Here is a 25,294-nt window from a genome sequence, read left to right as displayed (position 1 = left end):
TTACATACGCTCCAGGGTTTCCAGGCCAAGCAGTTCCAGGCCCTGTTTGAGGGTACGGCCGGTCAGCGCCGCAAGCCGCAAGCGGCTTTGTTGCTGCTCGGCGGTGTCGGCGGCGAGGATCGGGCAGTTCTCGTAGAAACTGGAGAACAGACCCGCCAGGTCGTAGAGGTAGCTACACAGCACGTGTGGCGTGCCTTTGTCGGCGACGTTGTTGAGCACTTCGCCGAATTGCGCCAGGCGCGCGGCCAGGTCCTGCTCGTGAGCCGCCTGCAGCACGATATCGCCTTCGACCTGCTCGAAGCCCTTGCCCAGCTTGCGGAACACACCGGCCACGCGGGTGTAGGCGTACAGCAGGTAAGGCGCGGTATTGCCTTCGAAGTTGAGCATCAGTTCGAAGTTGAAGCTGTAGTCACTGGTACGGTGCTTGGACAGGTCCGCGTACTTCACTGCGCCGATGCCGACCACTTCGGCGATGCGCCGCAGTTCGTCTTCGGCCAGGCTCGGGTTCTTTTCCTTGACCAGGGCGTAGGCGCGGTCCTTGGCTTCGCTCAGCAGGTCGATCAGCTTCACGGTGCCGCCGTCGCGGGTCTTGAACGGACGGCCATCGGCGCCGTTCATGGTGCCGAAGCCCATGTGCTCCATTTTCATCGGGTGGCCGACGAAGCCGGCGCGGCGGGCGACCTCGAACACTTGGTTGAAGTGCAGCGCCTGGCGTTGGTCGACGAAGTACAGCGCGCGATCGGCGTGCAGCACGTTGCTGCGGTAGCGTACCGCCGCCAGGTCGGTGGTGGCGTAGAGGTAGCCGCCATCGGCCTTCTGCACGATCACCGGCAGCGGCTCGCCTTCGGTGTTCTTGAACTCTTCGAGGAACACGCACTGGGCGCCCTGGCTCTCGACCAGCAGGCCCGAGGCCTTGAGGTCGGCCACGACCGGTGCCAGGTCGTCGTTGTAGGCACTTTCGCCCATCACGTCGGCCATGGTCAGTTTGACGTTGAGCAGCTCGTAGGTTTTCTGGCAGTGCGACAGCGAGATGTCCTTGAAGCGCGTCCACAGCGCCAGGCACTCAGGATCGCCGGCCTGCAGCTTGACCACCAGGCCCCGGGCGCGGGTGGCGAATTCCTCGGACTCGTCGAAGCGTTTCTTCGCGGCGCGGTAGAAGTTTTCCAGGTCCGACAGCGCTTCGCTGGTGATCGGGTTTTCCTGCAGGTAGGCCAGCAGCATGCCGAACTGGGTGCCCCAGTCGCCCACGTGGTTCTGGCGGATCACCGTGTCGCCGAGGAACTCGAGCACGCGGGCGACGCTGTCACCGATGATGGTCGAGCGCAGGTGGCCGACGTGCATCTCTTTGGCCAGGTTGGGCGCCGACAGGTCGACGACCACCTTTTCGGCGGTGCCGGCTTTGCGTACGCCCAAGTGGTCGTCGGCCAGCGCCGCGTCCAGGCGCTGGGCCAGGGCGTCAGTGTTCTGGAAGAAGTTGAGGAACCCGGGACCGGCGATCTCGACCTTGCTGATGTCGGCGCTGGCCGGCAGCGCCGCGATCAGCTTGTCGGCGAGGTCGCGAGGCTTCATGCCCGCAGGCTTGGCCAGCATCATGGCGATGTTGCTGGCGAAGTCGCCATGGGTCTTGTCGCGGGCGTTCTCCACCTGAATCGATGGCGACAACCCTTCAGGCAGCACACCGTCGGTGACGAGTTGGGCGAGAGCTTGCTGGATCAGCTGGCGAATGGTGTCTTTCATCGGGTTCTCGTTTCGACCGCAAACGCGGCGAGCGCTTCGATGCGCAGGTGGAAAAACTGGACATTATCCGTGCTTGAGCCTTAAGGCTCAAGCACAGCGGCAAGTGATGAGCGGCAAGTGGCAAGCTGCAAGCGGCAAGAGGTGTGCGGTGACTGCGCGGGCCCGAACCTGTCGCTTGCAGCTTGCAGCTTGCAGCTCAATAAAGGTCGACGGGGTCGACGTCGAGCGACCAGCGTACTTGGCGGCCCGAGGGCAGTTGCTCGACTACCAGCAGCCAGGCGGCGATCAGCCGGTGCAGTGGGGCGCGGGCGCTGGCCTGGATCAGCAACTGGGCGCGGAAGCGGCCAGCGCGGCGCTCCATGGGGGCGGGCACCGGGCCCAGCAGCTCGATGCCTGGCAGCGCCATCTCGGTCTGCAGGCGTTCGGCGGCGGCGCAGGCTTCGTCGAGGAAGGCTTCGGCCTGGCCCGGCTTGTGCGCTTCGGCGCGCAGCAGCGCCAAGTGTGAGAACGGCGGCAGGCCGGCGGCGCGGCGTTCGCTCAAGGCCTGTTCGGCGAAGGCGAAATAGCCTTGCTCGGTGAGCTGTACCAATAGCGGGTGCTCGGCCAGATGGGTCTGCACGATCACCTTGCCCGGTTCCTCGGCGCGACCGGCGCGGCCAGCCACCTGCACGATCAACTGCGCCATGCGTTCGCTGGCGCGGAAGTCGCCGGAGAACAGGCCACCGTCGGCATCGAGAATCGCCACCAGCGTCACCCGGGGGAAATGGTGGCCTTTGGCGAGCATCTGGGTGCCGACCAGGATGCTCGGCTGGCCGCGCTGGATGGTGCTGAACAACTGCTGCATGGCGTCCTTGCGCGAGGTGCTGTCGCGGTCCACGCGCAGCACCGGGTAGTCGGGGAACAGCGTTTTCAGGCGCTCTTCGGCACGCTCGGTGCCGGCGCCGACTGGCCGCAGGTCGACATGCGCGCACTGGGGGCATTGCAGCGGCAGACGCTCGTCGTAGCCGCAGTGATGGCAGCGCAGCACGCCGGAGCGCTGGTGCACGGTCATGCGCGCATCGCAGCGCGGGCACTCCGACAGCCAGCCGCAGTCGTGGCACAGCAAGGTCGGGGCGAAGCCGCGGCGGTTGAGGAACACCAGCACCTGCTGGCCGGCCGCCAGGGTCTGGCCGATGGCCTGTTGCAAGGGCCCGCTGATGCCGCTGTCCAACGGCAGGCTGCGCACATCCAGACGCATGAAGCGCGGCGGCTTGGCACCGCCGGCGCGCTGGTTCATACGCAACAGGCCGTAGCGGCCGGTGTGGGCGTTGTGCAAGCTTTCCAGCGAGGGCGTGGCCGAGCCCAGCAGAATGGGAATGTTGTCCTGGTGCGCGCGCACCACTGCCAGGTCGCGGGCGTGATAGCGCAGGCCTTCCTGCTGTTTGTAGGAGCCGTCGTGCTCTTCGTCGATGATGATCAGGCCGGGTCGCTTCATGGGCGTGAACAGCGCCGAGCGGGTGCCGATGATGATGTCCGCCTCGCCGTCGCGGGCCGCCAGCCAGGCGTCCAGGCGCTCGCGATCGTTGACCGCCGAGTGCAGCAGCGCGATGCGCGCGTTGAAGCGCTGCTCGAAGCGCGCCAGGGTCTGCGGGCCGAGATTGATCTCGGGAATCAGGATCAAGGCCTGTTTCCCGGCCTCCAGGGTTTCGCGGATCAGTTGCAGGTAGACCTCGGTCTTGCCACTGCCGGTGACCCCGGCGAGCAGGAAGGCATGGTAGCTGCCAAAGCCCGAACGCACGGCTTCGAACGCCGCCCGCTGTTCATCGTTGAGTGGCAGCTCCGGCTGCGCCAGCCAATGCTCGTGGCGCGGCGGTGGCAGGTGGCGGCGCACCTCGACCTGCACCAGCTCCTTGGCCAGCAGCAGGTCGAGGCTGTCCTTGTTCAGCGCCAGCTTGCTCAGCAGGCTGTGGGCCACGCCATGGGGATGCTGGGCGAGGGTCTGCAGGGCCTCTTTCTGGCGCGGGGCGCGGGCGATGCGCGGGTCGTCGAGTCGCGCGCCCGGCGCGACGTGCCAAAAGCGCTCCTGCCGGGCTTCGGCCGCCTCGCCCTGGCGCAGCAGCACCGGCAGTGCCCAACTGAGGGTGTCGCCCAGACTGTGCTGATAATAGTGGGCGGTCCACAGGCACAGCTTGAACAGCTCAGGCGGCAGCGGCGACACCGGATCGAGCAGCTCGCTGGCCGGCTTGAGCTTGTCGGCGGGCACTTCGCTCTGCGCGCAGACTTCCACCAGCACGCCAATCATCTCGCGGCGTCCGAACGGCACGCGGATGCGCATGCCCGGGGTCAGTGTCTGGCGGGCCATGGCGGCCGGCGCCCGATAGTCGAACAGGCGACGCAAGGGCGAGGGCAGGGCAAGGCGCAGGATGACGTCGGGCACGCGGGAGGTCTTCGTGGGAAGGGGATGAGTCGGCGAGCCTAGCAGACGACAGCCGGTGCAAGCGACCACTTGCGCTGCCTCCGGGCTCTGGTATTATTTGCCGCCTAATTACGTGCGGTATTCAACAATAGGTGTTGGGTGGCGGCACGCAGCTCGAGGAAGTGACCATGAAAGCCGATATTCATCCGAACTACGAAGTAGTTGCAGTCACCTGCAGCTGCGGCAGCAAATTCGAAACCCGTTCGACCCTGGCCAAGCCGCTGGCGATCGACGTCTGCTCCCAGTGCCACCCGTTCTACACTGGCAAGCAGAAAGTCCTGGACACCGGTGGTCGCGTACAGAAGTTCGCCGACCGCTTCGGTATGTTCGGTACCAAGAAGTAATCATGCACCTGGCGAGGCCTCTGGCTTCGCGATGCTGCAAAAGAAGGCGCCCCTTGTGGGCGCCTTTTTTGTATCTGCCGTTTGGCAGGTAAGGCGGGGGTGAGGTGCAGGGTGTGGGAGCATGGGGAGAAGGTAGTCAGAGAAAATAGTTGTAGACACTATGTGCGTGGATTGTACACACTCGATTTCGCCAGCCCCGTCAGGTGTAGCGTAAAGTCGTAGGCCACCGGCCTTGACAGGTGTGACCGGGCAGTCTTGTCGCTCCCGGACTCTTTGCGTATCCTCGGCGGTCCGTCAGAACAGTAAACAAGCGGAATGCCCACCATGTCAGATTTGAAAACCGCCGCTCTCGAATACCACGCTCAACCTCGCCCGGGGAAACTGAGCGTGGAACTTTCCAAGCCAACCGCCACCGCCCGCGACCTCGCCCTGGCCTACAGCCCAGGCGTTGCCGAGCCGGTCCGCGAAATTGGCCGTGATCCAGAGCTGGCCTACAAATACACCGGCAAGGGCAACCTGGTCGCGGTGATTTCCGACGGCACCGCCATCCTGGGCCTGGGCGACCTTGGCCCGCTGGCCTCCAAGCCGGTCATGGAAGGCAAGGGCGTTCTGTTCAAGCGTTTCGCGGGCATCGACGTGTTCGACATCGAAGTTGAATCGGAAAGCCCACAGGCCTTCATCGACACCGTTCGCCGCATCTCCATCACCTTCGGCGGCATCAACCTCGAAGACATCAAGGCGCCTGAGTGCTTCGAGATCGAGCGCACGCTGATCGAGCAGTGCGACATTCCGGTCTTCCACGACGACCAGCATGGCACCGCCATCGTGACCGCTGCGGGCATGATCAACGCCCTGGAAATCGCAGGTAAAACCCTGGAAGACGCGAAGATCGTCTGCCTGGGCGCCGGCGCTGCGGCCATCTCCTGCATGAAGCTGCTGGTCAGCATGGGTGCCAAGGTCGAGAACATCTTCATGATCGACCGCAACGGCGTGATCCATGCCGGTCGCGACGACCTGAACCAGTACAAGGCCCAGTTCGCCCACGCCACCGACAAGCGCACCCTGGCCGATGCCCTGGACGGTGCTGACGTGTTCGTGGGTCTGTCCGGCCCGAACCTGCTGAGCGCCGAAGGCTTGAAGTCGATGGCGGCCAACCCGATCGTGTTCGCCTGCTCGAACCCGGATCCGGAAATCGCCCCTGAGCTGGCGCACGCCACCCGCAATGACGTGATCATGGCCACCGGTCGTTCTGACTACCCGAACCAGGTCAACAACGTGCTGGGCTTCCCGTTCATCTTCCGTGGCGCCCTGGACGTGCGCGCCAAGCGCATCAACGAAGAGATGAAGATCGCTGCCGCCGTCGCCCTGAAGGATCTGGCCAAGCTGCCTGTGCCGAAGGAAGTGTGCGAAGCCTACGGCGTCGAGGGTCTGGAGTTCGGCCGTGAGTACATCATTCCGAAGCCGCTGGACGCGCGCCTGATCACCGTCGTTTCTGACGCGGTGGCCAAGGCAGCCATCGAGTCGGGTGTGGCCACCCTGCCGTATCCGAAGCACTACCCGCTCAAGAGCGTGGATGACGTGTTCAACGGCTGATCGGCCGCCGCGTCATTGAAAAGCCCCGGCGCGTGAGCGTCGGGGCTTTTTTGTGGGCGTCCTGCAGAAGCGGCGCTGCGCCGCCTCGACAGAGGATGGGCGGCGCTTAGAACAGGTCCATCGGCGCCGATTCATCGGCCGGGAGCGGGCTGCCCGGTGCTACGCCATTGCCCAGTTCGTCACCGGAAGGTGGCGAGTCTTCAGCCTTGAACAGCTCGAAGTAGGCATTCGGCGTGCTTGGCGTCGCCGCACGGCCGCTCACCGGATCGACCCGCAGGCTGAGAATGCCCTCAGGCTCGGCTGGCGGATGCTCGGGCTTGCCCTTGAGCGCCGGGCCCATGAAGTCCATCCAGATCGGCAGCGCGACGGTGCCCCCATACTCGCGACGACCCAAGGTCTCCGGCTGATCGAAGCCGACCCAGACGGTGGTCATGTAGTCGGCGTTGTAACCGGAGAACCAAGCATCCTTGGATTCGTTGGTGGTACCGGTCTTGCCCGCCAGGTCGCTGCGGCCCAGGGCCAAGGCGCGTCGGCCAGTGCCGCGCTTGATCACGTCCTGCAGCATGCTGGTGAGGATATAGGTGGTACGACCGTCGATGATCCGCTCGGCCACCACCGGCGTCAGTGGCGGCGGGGCGATCTGGCCCAGCGCCGACGGCGCGGTACCCGGCTGCGCGAGAGTAGTGATCGGCGCTTCCGGTGCAGCGATGCCGGCCTGATCCTGCTGGCCTTGCGGTACCCGCGCCGGATTGGCGGTGAACAGGGTCTCGCCGCTACGGCTCTCGATACGCTCGATCAGGTACGGGTTGATCTTGTAGCCGCCGTTGGCGAAGGTGCTCCAGCCGGTGGCGATCTCCATCGGCGTGAGCGTTGCGGTGCCCAAGGCCAGCGACAGGTTGCGCGGCAGGTCCTGCTTGTTGAAACCGAACTTGGCGATGTAGTCGATGGTGCGATCGACGCCCATGGCTTGCAGCAGGCGGATCGACACCAGGTTGCGCGACTTGTACAGCGCCTCACGCATGCGGATCGGGCCGAGGAAGGTGTTGGTGTCGTTTTTCGGACGCCAGACCTTGTCGATGGACTCGTCGACGAACACGATCGGTGCGTCGTTCACCAGGCTGGCGGCGGTGTAGCCGTTGTCCAGCGCGGCGCTGTAGACGAACGGTTTGAAGCTCGAACCCGGCTGGCGTTTGGCCTGCATGGCGCGGTTGTAGTTGCTCTGCTCGAACGAGAAGCCGCCGACCAGCGCTTGAATCGCGCCGTCGGTCGGGTTCAGTGTCACCAGCGCGCTCTGCGCCCCCGGCACCTGGCTGAACTTGAGCGTGCCGTTATCCAGGCGCTGCACACGGATCAGGTCGCCGACCTGCGCCACGTCTGCCGGCGACTGCGGCGAGCGGCCCTGGGCGTTGCTGTTGATGAACGGCCGGGCCCACTTCATGGTGTCCCAGGCCACGTCTTCTTCCTGTCCGGCACGGGTCAGTACCTTCAGGCCAGTCTTGTCGACCTGGGTGACGATGGCCGGTTCCAGCCCGCCGAGGGTGCGCTGTTTGGTCAGGTCCTGCTGCCAGGCGTTGCGCGTCTTGCCCGGATAGCGCGCTTCGGGGCCACGGTAGCCGTGGCGCTCGTCGTAGGCGGTCAGGCCATTGAGCACCGCCTTGTTGGCGATCTCCTGGGTATCGCTGGGGACCGTGGTGGTGACGCGATAGCCTTCGGTGTAGGCCTCGCTGCCGTAGCGGCCAACCATTTCGGCCCGCGCCATTTCGGCGACGAACGGCGCATTCACCTCCGGCGCCGGCACGTGATAGCTGGCGTTCAGCGGCTCGGCGAGCGCGGCCTGATAGCTCGCCTGGTCGATCTTGCCGAGCTTGTACATGCGCCCCAGGATCCAGTCGCGGCGCTCTTTGGCGCGCACCGGGTTGGCCAGCGGGTTGAAACGTGACGGCGCCTTGGGCAGGCCGGCGATCATCGCCATTTGCGCCAGGCTGACGTCACGGATCGACTTGCCGTAATACACCTGCGCTGCCGCATCGATGCCATAGGCACGATTGCCCAGGTAGATCTTGTTCACGTACAGCTCGAGGATTTCATCCTTGGTCAGCTCGCGTTCGATCTGCAGGGCCAGGAGGATTTCGTTGGTCTTGCGCGAGAAGCTGCGTTCACTGGTGAGGAAGAAATTCTTGGCCACCTGCATGGTGATGGTGCTGCCGCCAGTCTGGATATGACCGGATTTCACCAGTTGGGTCGCAGCGCGCATCAGGCTGCTTGGATCGACGCCGTAATGGTTGAGGAAATTGTCGTCTTCAGCTGACAGAAGTGCCTGGATGAACTGCGGGGGAATTTCCGCGAATCGAATGGGAGAGCGCCGCATCTCGCCAAACTCGGCAATCAACTTGCCGTCGCTGCTGTACACCCTCAACGGTATCTGCAACTGGATGCTTCTGAGCGAGTCGACCGACGGCAGGCTGGGACTAAGATACAGAAACGCCCCGCTCAGACCGAGTACGAGCGCGCAGATGACGGCGACGAAAGACCACCAGAAGAACTTCAGCAGGCGAATCAAGGCTTTGGGGTGTCCAGGTTGATAAATGGAGTGCACGCAGGCCCGGCGGACGGGCAAAAACGCTGGGCATTATAAGCATTTCGCCCTTCCGGGTCATCGACCGGGCGGGGCAGGCGACGATGGGTTCGACCGGCAATGGGATGCCGGTCATCAAAAAGGGAATAGCGATGCTTGGACGCTTTGGCAGGGATGGCGGTTCAGTGTTGGGTGTGCAAATTACGTCCGATTCGGTGCGAATGCTGCAGTTGAGCGGCGCCCGAGGGCGACGCAGGGTGAGTTCCTGGGTTCATCAGGTGGTGGCACCTGCAACCCGGCTGAACGCTGATGGCGATTCGATAGCGCAGGCGCTGCGCGAGGCTGCTCGCCGTTGCGGCCGGGCCAGGAGAGTCGCCCTGGCCATGCCGGGGTCTCAGGTGATCTGCAAGGTGGTGCAGTTGCCGTCGGCCGTCCCTGAGGCTGAACGCGAGGCGCGGCTGCTGGCCGATGCCGAGCATCTGTTCCCTTTTCCTTTGGATGATCTGGCCATGGACTTCCAGGTGCTTGGCCCGACGGCCCAGGCTTCCCAGTCGCTCGACGTGCTCATAGGCGCGGCGCGCCAGAGCCTTGTCGAAACGCTGCTGCAGCCGTTCGAGGACGCGGGGCTTGAGGTCGTCGCCGTTGAAGTGGATAGCGTCGCGCTGGCTCGGTTGCAGCCGGGCGCGGATCGCCAGCCTTTGCTGCTGCTGGAGGCGGACGGGCTGGCATTGCATACCTGGGGTGATGCCCCGCTGGGCGTGCGTGTAGAGCAGCGCTTCGACAATGGCTGCACGCAGGCAGCTTACCTGCAGCGCATCGAGGACCTGCTCGCGAGCGCCGCGCTTGGAAAAAGCGCCGCGGGATTGATGGTCGGCGGTGCGGCGGCCACGTCGAACTGGCTACAGGTGCTGGAGCAGCATCTAGGCCGCGTTTGCCAACCAATTTGCTCCGCCTACGTGCGCAAGGATATGCCTGCTGCGGACCACGGCGCGATGGCCCTGCCCCTGGCATTGGCGTTGGGAGTGGACGCATGAGCCTGCGCCTGAATCTGTTGCCCTGGCGCGAACGCCAGCGCTTGGCCGTGCTGCGCAGGTTCCGGTGTGTGTTCCTGGGCAGTCTGTTCACGGCCTTCGTGGCGGTGATGCTGGTAGACCGCCTGGCTCATCAGCGCCTCGAACGGCAGGCGCAAGCCGGTGTGCTGCGCCAAGCCGAACTCCAGGTGCTGGACGAGCGGGTGCAACAGGTGCAGCGCCTGCATGCCGCGCGCGAGGATATGCGCGGACAGGTCCAGGCGCTCGCTGGGCTGCGCGCGGGGCAGGCCCAGATGCCGCAGTTGCTCGCTGAGGTGGAAGCGGCGATGTCCCAAGGCATGCAATTGACCCGTCTCGATCTTCAAGACGGGCGCCTGCAGGTCAACGGCCTGGCGCTGTCTTCAGCCGTGCTGGCTCAGTTCATGCGCGACTTGCAGCGATCACCGGTCGTTCACGACCTTGAGCTCAAGCAAGTCGTTGGGCGTGCTGCAGGGGACGCATTCCTGTTGATCGCTCGCGTTTCGCCATCTTGATCATGCGCTGGTCAGTGCTCTCACGCTGGCAGGACGATGCTGCGCGTTCGCCAGTGTCCCGCGCGGCCACTGTGGGGCTTGGGGTGCTGTTGGTGTTGGCCGGCGGCTACTGGCTGCGTGTTCACGACACGCGCGCTGCTTATCGCCAGGGCTCGTTGCTCGAAGCGCAGCAGATGCAGGCACTGCAAGCGCGACAGTCGCTGGCAGAGGGGCTGGTCCCGGCCGAAGCGGCGTTGATCCAGGAGCAGCACACACTGCAGGAGGCGCGCTGGCGCTTGTCGGGTGGGGCGAGCATGAGCGACTTGCTCGATCAACTGGCGCTGACGGGGCGCTCCCACGGCCTGCTGTTCGAGCAACTCGATATCGGGCAAGAGGTCCAGGCTGTCGGGTACCGCCAGATTCCGCTGCAGATGCAGGTCAGCGGCAGCTATGCCGGGTTGCGCGCCTGGCTTGACGAATGGCTGCAGCAGGTGCGGTTGCTGCAAGTGGTGCGTGCGCAACTGGAGCCTGCAACAAAACGGCCCGGGCTGCTGCATCTGCACCTGCAAGTGCACGCGTTGGAGGCCGGCGAGGAGTTGCCGGCGCCGGCCTCGCTTGCCGATGAGCCGGCACGGCAGCGCGTCACAGCGCCGCTGCTTGACCCGTTCGCCCCATGGTCTACACGGCGCAGGGCGCAAGAAGGCTTGATCGGGGTGCCGCTGGAGCAGTTGGAGATGGTCGGCAGCCTGTCGCGCGCGGGTAGCACGCACGCCTTGGTGCGCTGGGCCGGGCGGGTGTATCGGGTGGCTGAGGGGGATCACCTGGGGCGTGAAGAGGGCGAGGTGGTCAAGGTCGATCCGGATCAAGTCGAAATCAGGGAACGGTTGTTCAACGATGCAGCATGGCAGGAGCGCTCCAGCTATCTGACGTTGAGCCGTGGCAGCAGTGCAGGGAGCACGGATGATTGGACAAAACGCGGTGATCGGTCTGTGGGCGCTCTTGGCGTCGATGCAGGCACTGGCGACGACGGCCTACAAAGGTGAGCCGCTGTCGCTGAACTTCCAGGATGTGGAGGTGCGAGCGGTGCTGCAGGTGCTGGCCGACTATGCAGGGGTCAATCTGGTGGCCAGCGACACGGTCCAGGGCAACGTTACGCTGCGCTTGCAGGACGTACCCTGGGACCAGGCGCTGGACCTGGTGCTGCGCAGTCGCGGATTGGCCAGGCGCGAGCAGGGTAATGTACTGCTGATCGCCCCTGCCGCCGAGCTTGCCGAGCAAACGCGCGAGACGCAGGCTGACCGCCTGCTGGAGGCGCGGTCGCAGCCGCTGCAGCGCGCACTGCTGCCCGTTCACCATGCCGATGCGTCCGCGCTGGCACCGCTGTTGCTGGCCAGCCTGGCCCTCGATGACCCGGCGGATGCGCGCGCCACGCTGAGCGTGGATCCACGCACCAACACCCTCGTCGCCGTCCAGTCCGCCGCGCGGCTGGCCGAACTTCGGCAGTTGATCGCGCAGTTGGACGTGCCGGTGCGTCAGGTGATGATCGAGGCGCGCATCGTCGAGGCCAACGTCGACTATGAGAAGGTGCTCGGCGTGCGCTGGGGCGCCAAGCATGGCGGCTCGCCGGGACGCTCGGGCAGCGAACTGTTCGTCGACCTTGGCGCCTCGCCCGCCACGTCCGGCATCGGTCTAGGCTTGGTGGGCAGCGATGCGCTGCTCGACTTGCAGCTCAGCGCCATGGAAAAGAGCGGGAATGGCGAGATCATCTCGCAGCCCAAGGTGGTCACGGCCGACAAGGAAACCGCACGCATCCTCAAGGGCACCGAGGTGCCGTACCAGCAGTCGAGCAAGAGTGGCGCCACCTCGGTGTCGTTCCGCGAGGCCTCGCTTTCATTGGAGGTCACCCCGCAAATCACCCCTGACGGCAAAGTCATCATGGCGGTGCGCGTGACCAAGGACGAGCCCGACTACGCCAATGCCCTCAACGACGTGCCGCCGATTCGCAAGAACGAGGTCAACGCCAAGGTGCGCGTGGCCGACGGTCAGACCATTGTGATTGGTGGCGTGTATTCGACGTCGAACAGCAATGTGGTCGACAAGGTGCCATTTCTTGGCGATCTGCCGTATGTTGGACGGCTGTTTCGACGCGATGCATTACAAGAGAAAAAATCCGAGCTGCTGGTCTTCCTGACTCCGCGTATCATGAATGACCAGGCGATTGCTGTGAGTCGTTGATTCTGTGCGAAATTTGATACTTGTAGGGCCCATGGGTGCCGGAAAGAGCACCATCGGGCGCCTGTTGGCCAAAGAGCTGCGTCTGCTGTTCAAGGATTCCGACAAGGAAATCGAACTGCGCACCGGCGCCAACATCCCGTGGATCTTCGACAGGGAAGGCGAGCCGGGCTTTCGCGATCGCGAGCAGGCGATGATCGCCGAGTTGTGCGAACTCGACGGCGTGGTGGTCGCCACAGGCGGTGGCGCGGTGATGCGCGAGGCCAACCGTCGTGCCCTGCACCAAGGCGGCCGGGTCATCTACCTGCACGCCTCGGTCGAGCAGCAGGTGGGCCGTACCGCCCGTGATCGCAATCGCCCGTTGCTGCGCACGGCCAATCCTGAAGCCACGCTGCGCTCGCTGCTGGAGATGCGCGACCCGCTCTATCGCGAGATCGCCGACCTGGTGGTGGAAACCGACGAACGGCCACCGCGCATGGTGGTGATCGACATTCTCGAGCGCCTGCAGCAGTTGCCGCCCCGCTGAGCCGGGACTATTCTCGGCGACCAACGCCGGGTCGAGGTTGAACGTACGCGCAGGCCGCTCAGCCAAGGCCGCGCCCAAGCACATTGTGGGGATACATGCAGACACTGAAGGTCGATCTGGGCGAGCGCAGCTACCCGATCTACATTGGCGAGGGCCTGTTGGACCAGCCCGAGCTGCTGGCACCGCATATTGCCGGACGGCAGGTCGCCATCGTCTCCAACGAAACCGTCGCGCCGCTGTATCTCGAGCGCCTGAGCAAGACCCTTGGGGCTTGGTCGGTGCTGCCGGTGATACTGCCCGACGGCGAGGCCCACAAGAACTGGGAAACCCTGCAGTTGATCTTCGACGCCCTGCTCACCGCCCGGCATGATCGGCGCACCACGGTGGTGGCGCTCGGCGGCGGAGTGATCGGTGACATGGCCGGCTTCGCTGCAGCCTGTTATCAGCGCGGCGTCGATTTCATCCAGGTGCCGACTACGCTGCTGTCCCAGGTGGACTCTTCGGTGGGTGGCAAGACCGGCATCAACCATCCGCTGGGCAAAAATATGGTCGGTGCGTTCTACCAGCCCAATGCAGTGCTCATCGACACCACCAGCCTGCGCACCTTGCCGGCCCGCGAGCTGTCGGCCGGGCTTGCCGAGGTCATCAAGTACGGTCTGATCTGCGACGAGCCGTTCCTCGGCTGGCTGGAAGACAACATGGTCGCGCTGCGCCAACTCGACTCGACTGCCCTCACCGAAGCCATTCGCCGCTCCTGCGCGGCCAAAGCGGCGGTCGTCGGTGCCGACGAACGCGAATCGGGCGTGCGTGCCACCCTGAATCTCGGCCACACCTTCGGCCACGCCATCGAAACCCACATGGGTTACGGGGTATGGTTGCATGGCGAGGCCGTCGCTGCCGGGACCGTGATGGCCCTGGAGATGTCCATGCGCCTGGGCTGGATCGACCAGACGGCGCGTGATCGCGGAATTCGCCTGATGCAGGATGCAGGCCTGCCGGTGGTGCCTCCAGAGGAAATGACCCCGGCGCATTTCATGGAACATATGGCGGTCGACAAGAAGGTGCTCGACGGACGCCTGCGCCTGGTGCTGTTGCGCCAGTTGGGCGAAGCCGTGATCACCGACGACTATCCGAAAGAGATCCTTCAGGCCACGTTGGCGGCGGACTACCGCGCAATCGTGGCCCAGCGTGAGGTTGTGACAGCGCAATGACCAGTTTGCATGCCGATGAGGCGTTTCTCGACCACTACCAGTTGAGCCACGATCCGTTCGCGCCGCGTGTGCCCGGCTTCAAGTTCTTTCCTGCCCAGCGCAAGCCGGTGCTGGGTCAGTTGCATCATCTGGCACGCTACAGCCACCTGATGCTGGTGGTGACCGGTCCCCATGGCAGCGGCAAGACCTTGCTGCGCCAGGCACTGGTCGCCAGCACCAACAAGCAGTCGGTGCAGAGCGTGGTGGTATCGGCGCGCGGCGCCAGCGATGCCGCCGGTGTGCTCGGCCAAGTGGCCCAGGCGCTGGGAGTCGCGCAGCCGCAGGTACAGGCCATTCTTTCCCAGGTCGTGCAGTTGGCGCTGACCGGGCAAGAGGTGTATCTGCTGGTAGACGATGCGGAACAACTCGAAGAGTCAGCACTCCAAGCGTTGCTGGAACTGGCGGCCGGCGTTGCGGAAGGACGCCCGCATGTATTCCTGTTCGGCGAGCCTTCGCTGATTGCCGGGTTGGACGAGCTCAGTGCCGAGGAAGAACGCTTCCACATCATCGAGCTCGCCCCCTACAGCGAAGAGGAAACCCGCGAGTACCTGGAGCAACGCCTTGAAGGTGCTGGCCGGGGGCTGGACCTGTTCAGCGCCGAGCAGATCGCCGATATCCACGAAAACTCCGACGGTTGGCCGGGCAACATCAATCAGGTGGCCCGCGATACCTTGATCGAAGCCATGATCGCCACTCGCAGTACCGAGAAGCGACCATCCATGGGGTTCAAAATGCCTAAGAAACACGTGCTCGCACTGTCTGCTGTGGTTGTGGTCGCCGTTGCGGCGGCGGTCCTGATGCCCAAGAAAAGCGACAAGGCGCCAGCCGAGGCGCCTGCCGCCCAAGCTCAGTTGCCACTGGGTCAGGGCCAGTCGGGCAATGGCGGTCCGACGGTGGAGTTCTCCGGTTCGTCGCAACCGATGCCGCTGCCGCTGGTCGGTCAGTCGCAGCCGGTGATGCGTGAGCCGCTGGCCCAGGCGGCCGGTATGGGGGATGGTGAGGAGGGTGGTCCGGCGGGCAACACCGCACTGCAGCCGTCCGCGCCTTCGGCCGCGGTGCCGCCGACCGTCACCACCACTGCACCGCCACAAGGTGTCGCTGCAGGTCCGGCGCCGACGCCGGCCCAGCCGGTTGTCAGCGCACCGAGCCAGCCGGCTGCCGCCGCGCAGAAACCGGCTGCCACGCAGCCGGCGAAAACCGCCACCCCTGCCAGCAAGCCGGCTGCGGCGCCGACCCAGGTCGCCACGGCGAAGCCGGCGGCCAAAGCGGTCGAGAAGTCGACCGGCGGTGCGGGTAACAGCAGTTGGTACAGCGGCCAGAAGGCCGGCAACTACGTGGTCCAGGTATTCGGCACCAGCAATGAGTCGGCGGCCCAGTCGTTCGTCCGCGAGCAGGGCGGCGAGTACCGCTACTTCAAGAAAAACCTGCAGGGCAAACCCCTCTACGTGGTCACCTACGGCAATTTCGCCAGCCGCGACGCGGCAGCGGCTGCAATCAAGAACTTGCCAGCGAAGGTCCAGGCTGGTAAACCTTGGCCTCGTACCGTCGGCAGCGTTCAACAAGAGCTGGCCACGGCCCGCTGATCCTTCCGGGCGGCACCACCCCGCCGCCCAGTTGCTGAGCGAATCCCGGAATCTCGATAGCCTGCTGTGCACGAGCGCGGCAGGCTTTCGTGTCCCAGACTGCCGGCCACAAGCCTGATTGCAGTCACCGCTGAAACGCTTCAGACTCAAGTCCACCCGATTACACGGTGAGTGACGCAAAAACATTCAAAATTGCGACATAAACTTTCAACGATTCGTCGTTATTGTTTGTGGGCGGCTTCGTCGCTGTGCAACAATGGTTTCCCATTGCCCCCGCAAAAAAGCTGGCATTCGATCGGCGTGGATGGTAAGTGGTTGTACTAAAAAGAGATTTGCCTTGGTTGAGAGGCGAACCTGGTGAGAATGTGTCTATGAAAACAGGTCTGTACCATCCCGAAGAATTCAAGGACAACTGTGGTTTTGGCCTGATCGCCCATATGACGGGCGAGCCGAGCCACCACCTCCTGCAAACTGCCGTCGAGGCCCTGACCTGCATGACCCACCGCGGTGGGATCAACGCAGACGGCAAGACCGGTGACGGTTGTGGCCTGCTGATGCAGAAGCCCGATCAGTTCCTGCGCGCCGTGGCCCGGGAACACTTCGCCGTCGAGCTGCCCAAGCAGTACGCGGTCGGCATGGTGTTCTTCAATCAAGACCCGGTGAAAGCCGAGGCCGCGCGGGCCAACATGAACCGCGAGATCACCCAGGCTGGCCTGCAACTGATCGGTTGGCGCAAGGTGCCGATCGATACCCGCGTGCTCGGCCGCCTGGCCCTGGAGCGCCTGCCGCAGATCGAGCAGGTGTTCATCGGCGGCGAAGGCCTGACCGATCAGGAAATGGCCATCAAGCTGTTCAGTGCCCGTCGCCGCTCGTCCGTGGCCAATGCCCACGACGCCGACCACTACATCTGCAGCTTCTCGCACAAGACCATCATCTACAAAGGTCTGATGATGCCGGCGGACCTCACCGCCTTCTATCCAGACCTCGGCGACGAGCGCCTGAAGACCGCGATCTGCGTCTTCCACCAGCGTTTCTCCACCAACACCTTGCCCAAGTGGCCGCTGGCGCAGCCGTTCCGCTTCCTCGCCCACAACGGCGAAATCAACACCATCACCGGTAACCGCAACTGGGCCATGGCCCGGCGCACCAAGTTCGCCAACGACCTGATCCCGGATCTGGAAGAGCTCGGCCCGCTGGTCAACCGGGTCGGCTCCGACTCCTCGAGCATGGACAACATGCTCGAGCTGATGGTCACCGGTGGTATCGACCTGTTCCGCGGTGTGCGCATGCTGGTGCCGCCGGCCTGGCAGAACGTCGAGACCATGGACGCCGACCTGCGCGCCTTCTACGAATACAACTCCATGCACATGGAGCCGTGGGACGGTCCGGCCGGCATCGTCATGACCGAAGGCCGCCACGCGGTGTGCCTGCTCGACCGCAATGGCCTGCGCCCGGCGCGCTGGGTGACCACACGCAACGGCTACATCACCCTGGCCTCGGAAATCGGCGTGTGGAACTACCAGCCGGAGGACGTCATCGCCAAAGGTCGTGTCGGCCCGGGGCAGATCTTCGCCGTGGACACCGAGACCGGTCAGATCCTCGATACCGACGCCATCGACAACCGCCTCAAGTCGCGCCATCCCTACAAGCGCTGGCTGCGTCAGCACGCTACCCGTATCCAGGCGACCCTGAGCGACGACCAGGGCGTGGCCAGCTACGACGCCGACCAGCTCAAGCAGTACATGAAGATGTTCCAGGTCACCTTCGAGGAGCGTGACCAGGTGCTGCGTCCGCTCGGCGAGCAGGGCCAGGAAGCAGTCGGTTCGATGGGCGACGACACGCCGATGGCCGTGCTCTCCCAGCGCGTCCGCTCGCCGTACGACTTCTTCCGCCAGCAGTTCGCCCAGGTGACCAACCCGCCGATCGATCCGCTGCGCGAAGCGATCGTGATGTCCCTGGAAATCTGCCTGGGCGCCGAGCGCAACATCTTCCAGGAATCCCCCGAGCACGCCTCGCGGGTGATCCTCAGCTCGCCGGTGATCTCGCCAGCCAAGTGGCGCTCGCTGATGAACCTGGAGCGCGAGGGCTTCGACCGTCAGTTGATCGACCTCAACTACGAGCAGGGCCTGGGCTTGGAAGCGGCCATTCGCAACATCGCCGACCAGGCCGAGGAAGCGGTGCGCAGCGGCAAGACGCAACTGGTGCTGAGCGACCGTTTCATCGCCCCAGGCAAGTTGCCCGTGCATGCTTCGCTGGCTGTCGGGGCGGTTCACCACCGCCTGACCGAACAAGGCCTGCGCTGCGACAGCAACATCCTGGTGGAGACCGCCACCGCCCGTGACCCGCACCACTTCGCCGTACTGCTGGGCTTCGGTGCCTCGGCCGTCTACCCGTACCTGGCGTACGAAGTGCTGGCCGACCTGATTCGTACCGGCGAAGTGCTGGGCGATCTGGACGAAGTGTTCAAGTACTACCGCAAGGGCATTTCCAAAGGCCTGCTGAAGATCCTCTCGAAGATGGGCATCTCCACCGTCGCCTCGTACCGTGGCGCCCAGCTGTTCGAAGCCGTGGGGCTGTCGGACGAGGTGGTCGGCCTGAGCTTCAAGGGCGTGTCCAGCCGCATCAAAGGTGCGCGCTTCGAGGATTTGGAGAGCGACCAGAAGCTGCTGGCGGCCGAAGCCTGGAGCGCGCGCAAGCCGATCCAGCAAGGTGGCCTGCTCAAGTTCGTGCATGGCGGCGAGTACCACGCCTACAACCCGGACGTGGTCAACACCCTGCAGGCCGCCGTGCAGCAAGGCGATTACAGCAAGTTCAAGGAGTACACCGCGCTGGTCGACCAGCGTCCGGTGTCGATGCTGCGTGACTTGCTCAAGGTCAAGGTGGCCGATCAGGCCCTGGCGCTGGAGCAGGTGGAGCCGGTCGAGGCCATCCTCAAGCGCTTCGACTCCGCCGGCATCTCCCTCGGTGCGCTGTCGCCGGAGGCCCATGAGGCCCTGGCCGAGGCCATGAACCGCCTGGGCGCTCGCTCCAACTCCGGCGAGGGCGGCGAAGATCCGGCCCGCTATGGCACGCTCAAGAGCTCGAAGATCAAGCAGGTGGCCACCGGCCGCTTTGGCGTGACCCCGGAGTACCTGGTCAACGCCGAAGTGCTGCAGATCAAAGTGGCCCAAGGCGCCAAGCCGGGCGAGGGCGGCCAGTTGCCTGGCGGCAAGGTCAACGGCCTGATCGCCAAGCTGCGCTATGCCGTGCCCGGCGTCACCTTGATCTCGCCACCGCCGCACCACGACATCTACTCCATCGAAGACCTCGCGCAGTTGATCTACGACCTCAAGCAGGTCAATCCACAAGCGCTGGTGTCGGTGAAGCTGGTGGCCGAGGCGGGTGTCGGTACCATCGCGGCAGGCGTGGCCAAGGCCTATGCCGACCTGATCACCATCTCCGGTTACGACGGTGGCACCGGCGCCTCGCCGCTGACCTCGATCAAGTACGCGGGCGCACCGTGGGAACTGGGCCTGGCCGAGACCCACCAGACCCTGCGCGGCAACGACCTGCGCGGCAAGGTGCGGGTGCAGACCGACGGTGGCCTGAAAACCGGCCTGGACGTGATCAAGGCCGCCATTCTCGGCGCCGAGAGCTTCGGCTTCGGCACCGCGCCGATGATCGCCCTGGGCTGCAAGTACCTGCGCATCTGTCACCTGAACAACTGCGCCACCGGCGTGGCCACCCAGAACGACAAGCTGCGCAAGGACCACTACATCGGCACCGTCGACATGGTGATCAACTTCTTCACCTTCGTCGCCGAAGAGACCCGCGAGTGGCTGGCCAAGCTGGGCGTGAGCAGCCTCGGCGAGCTGATCGGGCGTACCGACCTGCTCGACGTGCTGCCAGGTGACACCGAGCGCCAACAGCACCTGGACCTCACGCCACTGCTGGGCAGCTCGCACATTCCGGCCGACAAGCCACAGTTCTGCGAAGTGGACCGCAACCCGCCGTTCGACAAAGGCGAGTTGGCCGAGCGCATGGTCGACATGGCCCTGCCGTCGATCCGTGACCAGGCCGGCGGCGAGTTCGCCCTCGACATCTGCAACTGCGACCGCTCCATCGGCGCGCGCATCTCCGGTGAGATCGCCAAGCTCTACGGCAACCAGGGCATGGCGGCCACGCCGGTCACCTTCCGCTTCAAGGGCACCGCAGGGCAGAGTTTCGGCGTGTGGAACGCCGGTGGCCTGAACATGCACCTGGAAGGCGATGCCAACGACTACGTCGGCAAAGGCATGACCGGTGGCAAGCTGACCATCGTACCGCCGGCGGGCAGTCCGTTCGAAACCCAGCACAGCGCCATCGTCGGCAACACCTGCCTGTACGGCGCCACTGGCGGCAAGCTGTTCGCCGCTGGCACCGCAGGCGAGCGCTTCGCGGTGCGTAACTCCGGCGCCCACGCTGTGGTCGAGGGCACGGGCGATCATTGCTGCGAATACATGACCGGTGGCTTTGTCTGCGTCCTGGGCAAGACCGGTTACAACTTCGGCTCCGGCATGACGGGCGGCTTCGCCTACGTGCTCGACCTGGACAACACCTTCGTCGACAAACTCAACCACGAGCTGGTGGAAATCCAGCGCATCAGTGGTGAGGCGATGGAGGCCTATCGCAGCCATCTGGCGCGTGTCCTGGGCGAATACGTGGACGAGACCGGCAGCGAGTGGGGGCGTGAGCTCTCCGAGAACCTGGACGACTATGTACGGCGCTTCTGGTTGGTCAAGCCCAAGGCGGCCAACCTCAAGCAACTGCTGTCCAGCACCCGCGCCAACCCGCAGTAAAGCAGCTGCAAGTGGCGAGCTCCCAGCTGCAAGCAGAAGCAGCACGGGGTTCGCCCGGCTTACGTGATCGTTTTGCGGCTTGCAGCTTCTGGCTCGCAGCTGCTGTTGAGAGGTTTTGAAAAATGGCTGAACGTCTGAGCAACGACTTCCAGTTCATCGAAGTGGGCCGCAAGGACCCGAAAAAGAAGCTGCTGCGCCAGCGCAAGAAGGAGTTCGTGGAAATCTACGAGCCCTTCAAGCCGCAGCAGTCCGTGGAGCAGGCACATCGCTGCCTGGGCTGCGGCAACCCGTATTGCGAGTGGAAGTGCCCGGTGCACAACTTCATCCCCAACTGGTTGAAGCTGGTGTCCGAGGGCAACATCCTGGCGGCGGCGGAGCTGTCGCACCAGACCAATACACTGCCGGAAGTCTGCGGCCGGGTCTGCCCGCAGGACCGTCTGTGCGAGGGCGCTTGCACCCTGAACGACGGTTTCGGTGCGGTGACCATCGGCTCGGTGGAGAAGTACATCACCGACACCGCTTTCGCCATGGGCTGGCGTCCGGACATGTCCAAGGTCAAGCCGACCGGCAAGCGCGTCGCCATCATCGGTGCCGGCCCGGCTGGGCTGGGCTGCGCCGATGTGCTGGTGCGTGCTGGCGTCACCCCGGTGGTGTTCGACAAGAACCCGGAAATCGGCGGTTTGCTGACCTTCGGCATTCCCGAGTTCAAGCTGGAAAAGAGCGTACTGAGCAACCGCCGCGAAGTGTTCACCGGCATGGGCATCGAGTTCCGCCTGAACACCGAAGTGGGCAAGGACATCACCCTGGAGCAGTTGCTCGCCGATTACGACGCCGTGTTCATGGGCATGGGTACCTACACCTACATGAAGGGCGGTTTCCCCGGCGAGGACCTGCCGGGCGTGCATGACGCGCTGGACTTCCTGATCGCCAACGTCAACCGTAACCTGGGCTTCGAGAAGTCGCCGGAAGACTTCGTCGACATGCAGGGCAAGCAGGTGGTGGTGCTCGGCGGTGGCGACACGGCGATGGACTGCAACCGCACCTCGATCCGCCAGGGCGCCAAGTCGGTGACCTGTGCCTACCGCCGCGACGAGGCCAACATGCCAGGCTCGCGCAAAGAGGTGAAGAACGCCAAGGAAGAAGGCGTGAAGTTCCTCTACAACCGCCAGCCCATCGCCATCGTCGGCGACGGCAAGGTCGAGGGCGTCAAGGTGGTCGAAACCCGCCTGGGCGAGCCGGATGCTCGCGGTCGCCGCAGTCCGGAGCCTATTCCCGGCTCCGAGCAGATCCTGCCGGCCGATGCCGTGGTGATCGCCTTCGGCTTCCGTCCGAGCCCGGCGCCGTGGTTCGAGCAGCATGGCATCCAGATGGACAGCCAGGGCCGCGTGGTGGCCCCGGAGAAGGCCGCCTTCAAGCACCAGACCAGCAACCCGAAGATCTTCGCCGGTGGCGACATGGTGCGCGGTTCGGACTTGGTGGTGACGGCCATCTTCGAAGGCCGCACGGCGGCCGAAGGCATCCTCGACTACCTGCAGGTGTGATCGAGCGCCGGGGTCGCCACTCGACCCCGGCGTTATCCCGCCCGACAATCCTTGACCCACGGCACCCAATAGACAAAAGCCATGGCCGCAGCCGTGCCTTTTGCGCTGGCGTCTGAGAAAATGCCCGCACTTTTTTGCTGGATGCCGACATGACTGCCCTGAAGAACGATCGTTTCCTGCGTGCATTGCTCAAGCAGCCTGTAGACGTCACCCCGGTGTGGATGATGCGCCAGGCCGGCCGCTACCTGCCGGAGTACCGCGCCAGCCGTGCCAACGCCGGCGACTTCATGAGCCTGTGCAAGAACCCGCAGTTCGCCTGCGAGGTGACGCTCCAGCCGCTGGACCGCTACCCGCTCGACGCCGCGATCCTGTTCTCCGACATCCTCACCATCCCCGACGCCATGGGCCAGGGCCTGTATTTCGAGACCGGCGAAGGTCCGCGCTTCAAGAAGGTCGTCAGCACGGCGGCCGATATCGAAGCCCTGCCCATTCCCGATGCGCACAAGGACTTGGGCTACGTGATGGATGCGGTCAGCACCATCCGCCGCGAACTGAACGGCCGCGTGCCGCTGATCGGTTTCTCCGGCAGCCCCTGGACCCTGGCCACCTACATGATCGAAGGCGGCTCGTCGAAAGACTTCCGCAAGACCAAGGCCATGCTCTACGACCAGCCCGAGGCCATGCACCTGCTGCTGGACAAGCTGGCCCAGTCGGTCACCGCCTACCTCAACGGCCAGATCCAGGCCGGCGCCCAGGCGGTGCAGATCTTCGACACCTGGGGCGGCGCGCTGTCGGCGGCGGCCTACCAGACCTTCTCCTTGGCCTACATGCGCAAGATCGTCAGCGGCCTGATCCGCGAACACGAAGGCCGCAAGGTGCCGGTGATCCTGTTCACCAAGAATGGCGGGCTATGGCTGGAAAGCATCGCCGAAGCCGGCGCCGACGCGCTGGGCCTGGACTGGACCTGCGATATCGGCGACGCCCGTCGCCGTGTGGGCGACCGCGTGGCGCTGCAAGGCAACATGGACCCGACGGTGCTGTACGCCAAGCCGGAGGCGATCCGCCAGGAAGTCGCGCGCATCCTGGCCAGCTACGGCCATGGCAGCGGCCACGTGTTCAACCTCGGCCACGGCATCACCCCGGAAGTCGATCCAGAGCACGCAGGTGTGTTCATCAATGCCGTGCACGAGTTTTCGGCGCAGTACCACGGCTGAGTCCGCTTCACGCCTCACCCAGCCCGGCCATGTGCCGGGCTTTTTGTGACATTAAGGTTAAATTCAGCGATCGTCGCTAATCTGGTCCCATCGAAACCCAAACAGGACCCGATCATCATGAAAATTCGTTATCTGCCGCTGATTCTTGCCCCGCTGTTCAGCACCGCCGCCCTGGCGGCTGGCTACACCGGCCCGGGTGCTCAATCGATCACCACCGTCGCCGCTGCCAAAGAAGCTGCCGACGACACGCCAGTGGTGCTACAGGGCTACATCACCAAGAAGGTCAACAACGACGACAAGTACGAGTTCAAGGACAACACCGGCACCATCACCGTCGAGATCGACAACGAAGACCTGCCGGTCACTCCTTTCAATGAAAAGACCAAGGTCAAGCTGACCGGTGAGGTGGAGAAGCACCTGATGAGCCGTGAAGTGGATGTGGATATCGTCGAAATCATCAACTGATCCAGCCGCTGTCTCGCTGGCGAGCGCGCCTGCCGAAAGTAATGGCGGCGCGCTCGCTCCGCGCAGGTCTCACGCCGATTTGGGCGCCAATTTGCTCAAGTGCAGCGCCACCAGCAACGCCACCGCCAGCAGGCTGCCAATGAACAGCCCGATGCCGTTCCAGCCCCAGTGGTGCCAGAACACCCCGCCCGCCGTCCCGGCGACACTCGACCCCGCGTAATAACAGAACAGATACAGCGACGACGCCTGCCCCTTGGCCTTGAGCGCGCGTCGGCCGATCCAGCTGCTGGCCACCGAATGCGCGCCGAAGAAACCGAAGGTGAACACCAGCATGCCGACCACCACCACTGGCAGCGGTGTGAACAGCGTCATCAGCATGCCCGCCGCCATCACGCCGATACTGGCCCAGAACACCCGGCGCCGCCCCAGTCTGTCCGCCAGTGCGCCGACCTGCGCCGAGCTGTAGATCCCCGACAGGTAAACCACTGACAGCAACCCGACCAATGCCTGGTTCATGTGGTACGGCTCGGCCAGCAGGCGATAGCCGATGTAGTTGAACAGGGTGACGAACGCGCCCATCAGCAGGAAGGCTTCAAGGAACAGCCAAGGCAGGCCGGCGTCCTTGAAGTGCATGAGGAAGCCGTCGAGCAGACGACGCGGTTGCAGCGATTGTGCACGGAAGTTGCGCGATTCGGGCAGCACCTTCCAGAACACCACCGCCGCCAGCAGCGCCAGACCACCGATTACCAGCATCGCCGTGTGCCAGCTGACGAAGTCGATCAGCACCCCGGCGATCAGTCGACCGCTCATGCCACCGATGGCATTGCCACCGATGTACAAGCCCATGGCCAGGCCGATGTGCTGGGGGTGGATCTCTTCGCTCAGATAGGTCATGGCCACGGCGGCCAGCCCGCTCAGGGACAGCCCGACCAGCGCCCGCGTGGCCAATACGCCTTCCCAGGTCGGCATGACGGCGCTGGCCAGGGTCGCCAGTGCCGCGCAGAGCAGGGCCATGACCATCACCGGCTTGCGCCCGATGCGGTCGGAGATCGGCCCGGTGACCAGCAGTCCCACGGCGAGCAACGCCGTGGAGACCGACAGCACCAGGCTGCTCTGCGCGGCATTGATGGCGAACTCCTGCGACAGCAGCGGCATCATCGGCTGCACGCAATAGAGCAGGGCGAAGGTGGCGAAGCCGCCGCTGAACAATGCCAGCACGGTCTTCATGAAGGCCGGGCTGCCTTTTTCGATCCAGATATCGGTCAGCGCAGCGGGGTCAGGTTCCAGGGCAAGGGGGGCTACAGCGGATTTCACGACGGACTACCTCAAGGCGCGGGGCCGGTGATGCGATGGAAAAATCATATAGCTGGCTAATGATTAGATCCAATATATTGTTCGACCTATTTGAGACGTTTTACG

General features: G+C 64.4%; 17 protein-coding genes. 13 read left to right on the top strand and 4 right to left on the bottom strand.

Annotation, left to right across the window (positions count from 1 at the left end; translation table 11 throughout):
* Both argS and Q6A47_RS16775 read right to left on the bottom strand, forming a co-directional pair.
* Entirely contained in the window at positions 1-1,737 is a 1,737-nt protein-coding gene (gene argS, locus Q6A47_RS16780; RefSeq protein ID WP_039582572.1) for an arginine--tRNA ligase, read from the bottom strand.
* Between the two features lie 196 nt (positions 1,738-1,933).
* Positions 1,934-4,153 (bottom strand): primosomal protein N', encoded by a 2,220-nt coding sequence (locus Q6A47_RS16775; protein WP_116887361.1) that lies wholly within the window; start codon positions 4,151-4,153, stop codon positions 1,934-1,936.
* A 167-nt stretch (positions 4,154-4,320) separates the two neighbouring features.
* Between Q6A47_RS16775 and rpmE the strand changes: the two genes are divergently transcribed.
* Together rpmE and Q6A47_RS16765 are read left to right on the top strand one after the other, a co-directional pair.
* On the top strand, positions 4,321-4,536 hold the full coding sequence (rpmE, locus tag Q6A47_RS16770; RefSeq protein ID WP_029614303.1) for a 50S ribosomal protein L31: 216 nt from the start codon (positions 4,321-4,323) through the stop codon (positions 4,534-4,536).
* A 324-nt stretch (positions 4,537-4,860) separates the two neighbouring features.
* Complete coding sequence (locus Q6A47_RS16765) at positions 4,861-6,129, top strand: malic enzyme-like NAD(P)-binding protein (protein WP_029614302.1); 1,269 nt, start codon at positions 4,861-4,863, stop codon at positions 6,127-6,129.
* A 106-nt stretch (positions 6,130-6,235) separates the two neighbouring features.
* Here Q6A47_RS16765 and Q6A47_RS16760 read toward each other — a convergent pair whose 3' ends face one another.
* Positions 6,236-8,686: a penicillin-binding protein 1A gene (locus Q6A47_RS16760; RefSeq protein WP_369811539.1), complete on the bottom strand. Its 2,451-nt coding sequence runs from the start codon at positions 8,684-8,686 to the stop codon at positions 6,236-6,238.
* Between the two features lie 122 nt (positions 8,687-8,808).
* Here Q6A47_RS16760 and pilM point away from each other — a divergent pair, with 122 nt between their 5' ends.
* The 11 genes from pilM to Q6A47_RS16705 all read left to right on the top strand — a co-directional run bounded on the left by pilM (position 8,809) and on the right by Q6A47_RS16705 (position 23,875).
* Positions 8,809-9,738: a type IV pilus biogenesis protein PilM gene (gene pilM, locus Q6A47_RS16755; RefSeq protein ID WP_304484848.1), complete on the top strand. Its 930-nt coding sequence runs from the start codon at positions 8,809-8,811 to the stop codon at positions 9,736-9,738.
* Positions 9,735-10,268: a PilN domain-containing protein gene (locus tag Q6A47_RS16750; RefSeq protein WP_304484847.1), complete on the top strand. Its 534-nt coding sequence runs from the start codon at positions 9,735-9,737 to the stop codon at positions 10,266-10,268. The genes pilM and Q6A47_RS16750 overlap by 4 nt, the downstream gene beginning before the upstream one ends.
* 14 nt (positions 10,269-10,282) lie before the next feature.
* A complete protein-coding gene (locus Q6A47_RS16745) occupies positions 10,283-11,290 on the top strand; it encodes a pilus assembly protein PilP (protein WP_304484846.1) in 1,008 nt (335 codons plus the stop codon).
* Positions 11,256-12,482: a type IV pilus secretin PilQ gene (locus Q6A47_RS16740; protein ID WP_304484887.1), complete on the top strand. Its 1,227-nt coding sequence runs from the start codon at positions 11,256-11,258 to the stop codon at positions 12,480-12,482. Before Q6A47_RS16745 ends, Q6A47_RS16740 begins: the two co-directional genes overlap by 35 nt.
* Positions 12,483-12,486: 4 nt before the next feature.
* A complete protein-coding gene (gene aroK / locus Q6A47_RS16735) occupies positions 12,487-13,005 on the top strand; it encodes a shikimate kinase AroK (RefSeq protein WP_039582580.1) in 519 nt (172 codons plus the stop codon).
* A 95-nt stretch (positions 13,006-13,100) separates the two neighbouring features.
* Complete coding sequence (gene aroB, locus Q6A47_RS16730) at positions 13,101-14,216, top strand: 3-dehydroquinate synthase (RefSeq protein ID WP_116887365.1); 1,116 nt, start codon at positions 13,101-13,103, stop codon at positions 14,214-14,216.
* Positions 14,213-15,838 (top strand): AAA family ATPase, encoded by a 1,626-nt coding sequence (locus tag Q6A47_RS16725; RefSeq protein WP_029614299.1) that lies wholly within the window; start codon positions 14,213-14,215, stop codon positions 15,836-15,838. The genes aroB and Q6A47_RS16725 overlap by 4 nt, the downstream gene beginning before the upstream one ends.
* 371 nt (positions 15,839-16,209) lie before the next feature.
* A complete protein-coding gene (gene gltB / locus Q6A47_RS16720; RefSeq protein WP_039582583.1) occupies positions 16,210-20,655 on the top strand; it encodes a glutamate synthase large subunit in 4,446 nt (1,481 codons plus the stop codon).
* Between the two features lie 122 nt (positions 20,656-20,777).
* Entirely contained in the window at positions 20,778-22,196 is a 1,419-nt protein-coding gene (locus Q6A47_RS16715) for an FAD-dependent oxidoreductase (RefSeq protein ID WP_029614298.1), read from the top strand.
* A 149-nt stretch (positions 22,197-22,345) separates the two neighbouring features.
* A complete protein-coding gene (hemE, locus tag Q6A47_RS16710; RefSeq protein ID WP_116887366.1) occupies positions 22,346-23,410 on the top strand; it encodes a uroporphyrinogen decarboxylase in 1,065 nt (354 codons plus the stop codon).
* A 117-nt stretch (positions 23,411-23,527) separates the two neighbouring features.
* On the top strand, positions 23,528-23,875 hold the full coding sequence (locus Q6A47_RS16705) for a NirD/YgiW/YdeI family stress tolerance protein (protein WP_039582589.1): 348 nt from the start codon (positions 23,528-23,530) through the stop codon (positions 23,873-23,875).
* Between the two features lie 69 nt (positions 23,876-23,944).
* Here Q6A47_RS16705 and Q6A47_RS16700 read toward each other — a convergent pair whose 3' ends face one another.
* Positions 23,945-25,189, bottom strand: coding sequence for an MFS transporter (locus tag Q6A47_RS16700; RefSeq protein WP_029614294.1), 1,245 nt, complete (start codon positions 25,187-25,189; stop codon positions 23,945-23,947).
* Positions 25,190-25,294 lie beyond the last annotated feature (105 nt).

Origin of the sequence: Pseudomonas boreofloridensis, from assembly GCF_030580795.1 — a bacterium.
Taxonomy (GTDB): domain Bacteria; phylum Pseudomonadota; class Gammaproteobacteria; order Pseudomonadales; family Pseudomonadaceae; genus Aquipseudomonas; species Aquipseudomonas boreofloridensis.
The sequence above is the reverse complement of the archived record's forward strand: the minus strand, read 5'-3'. Positions and strand labels throughout refer to the sequence as shown.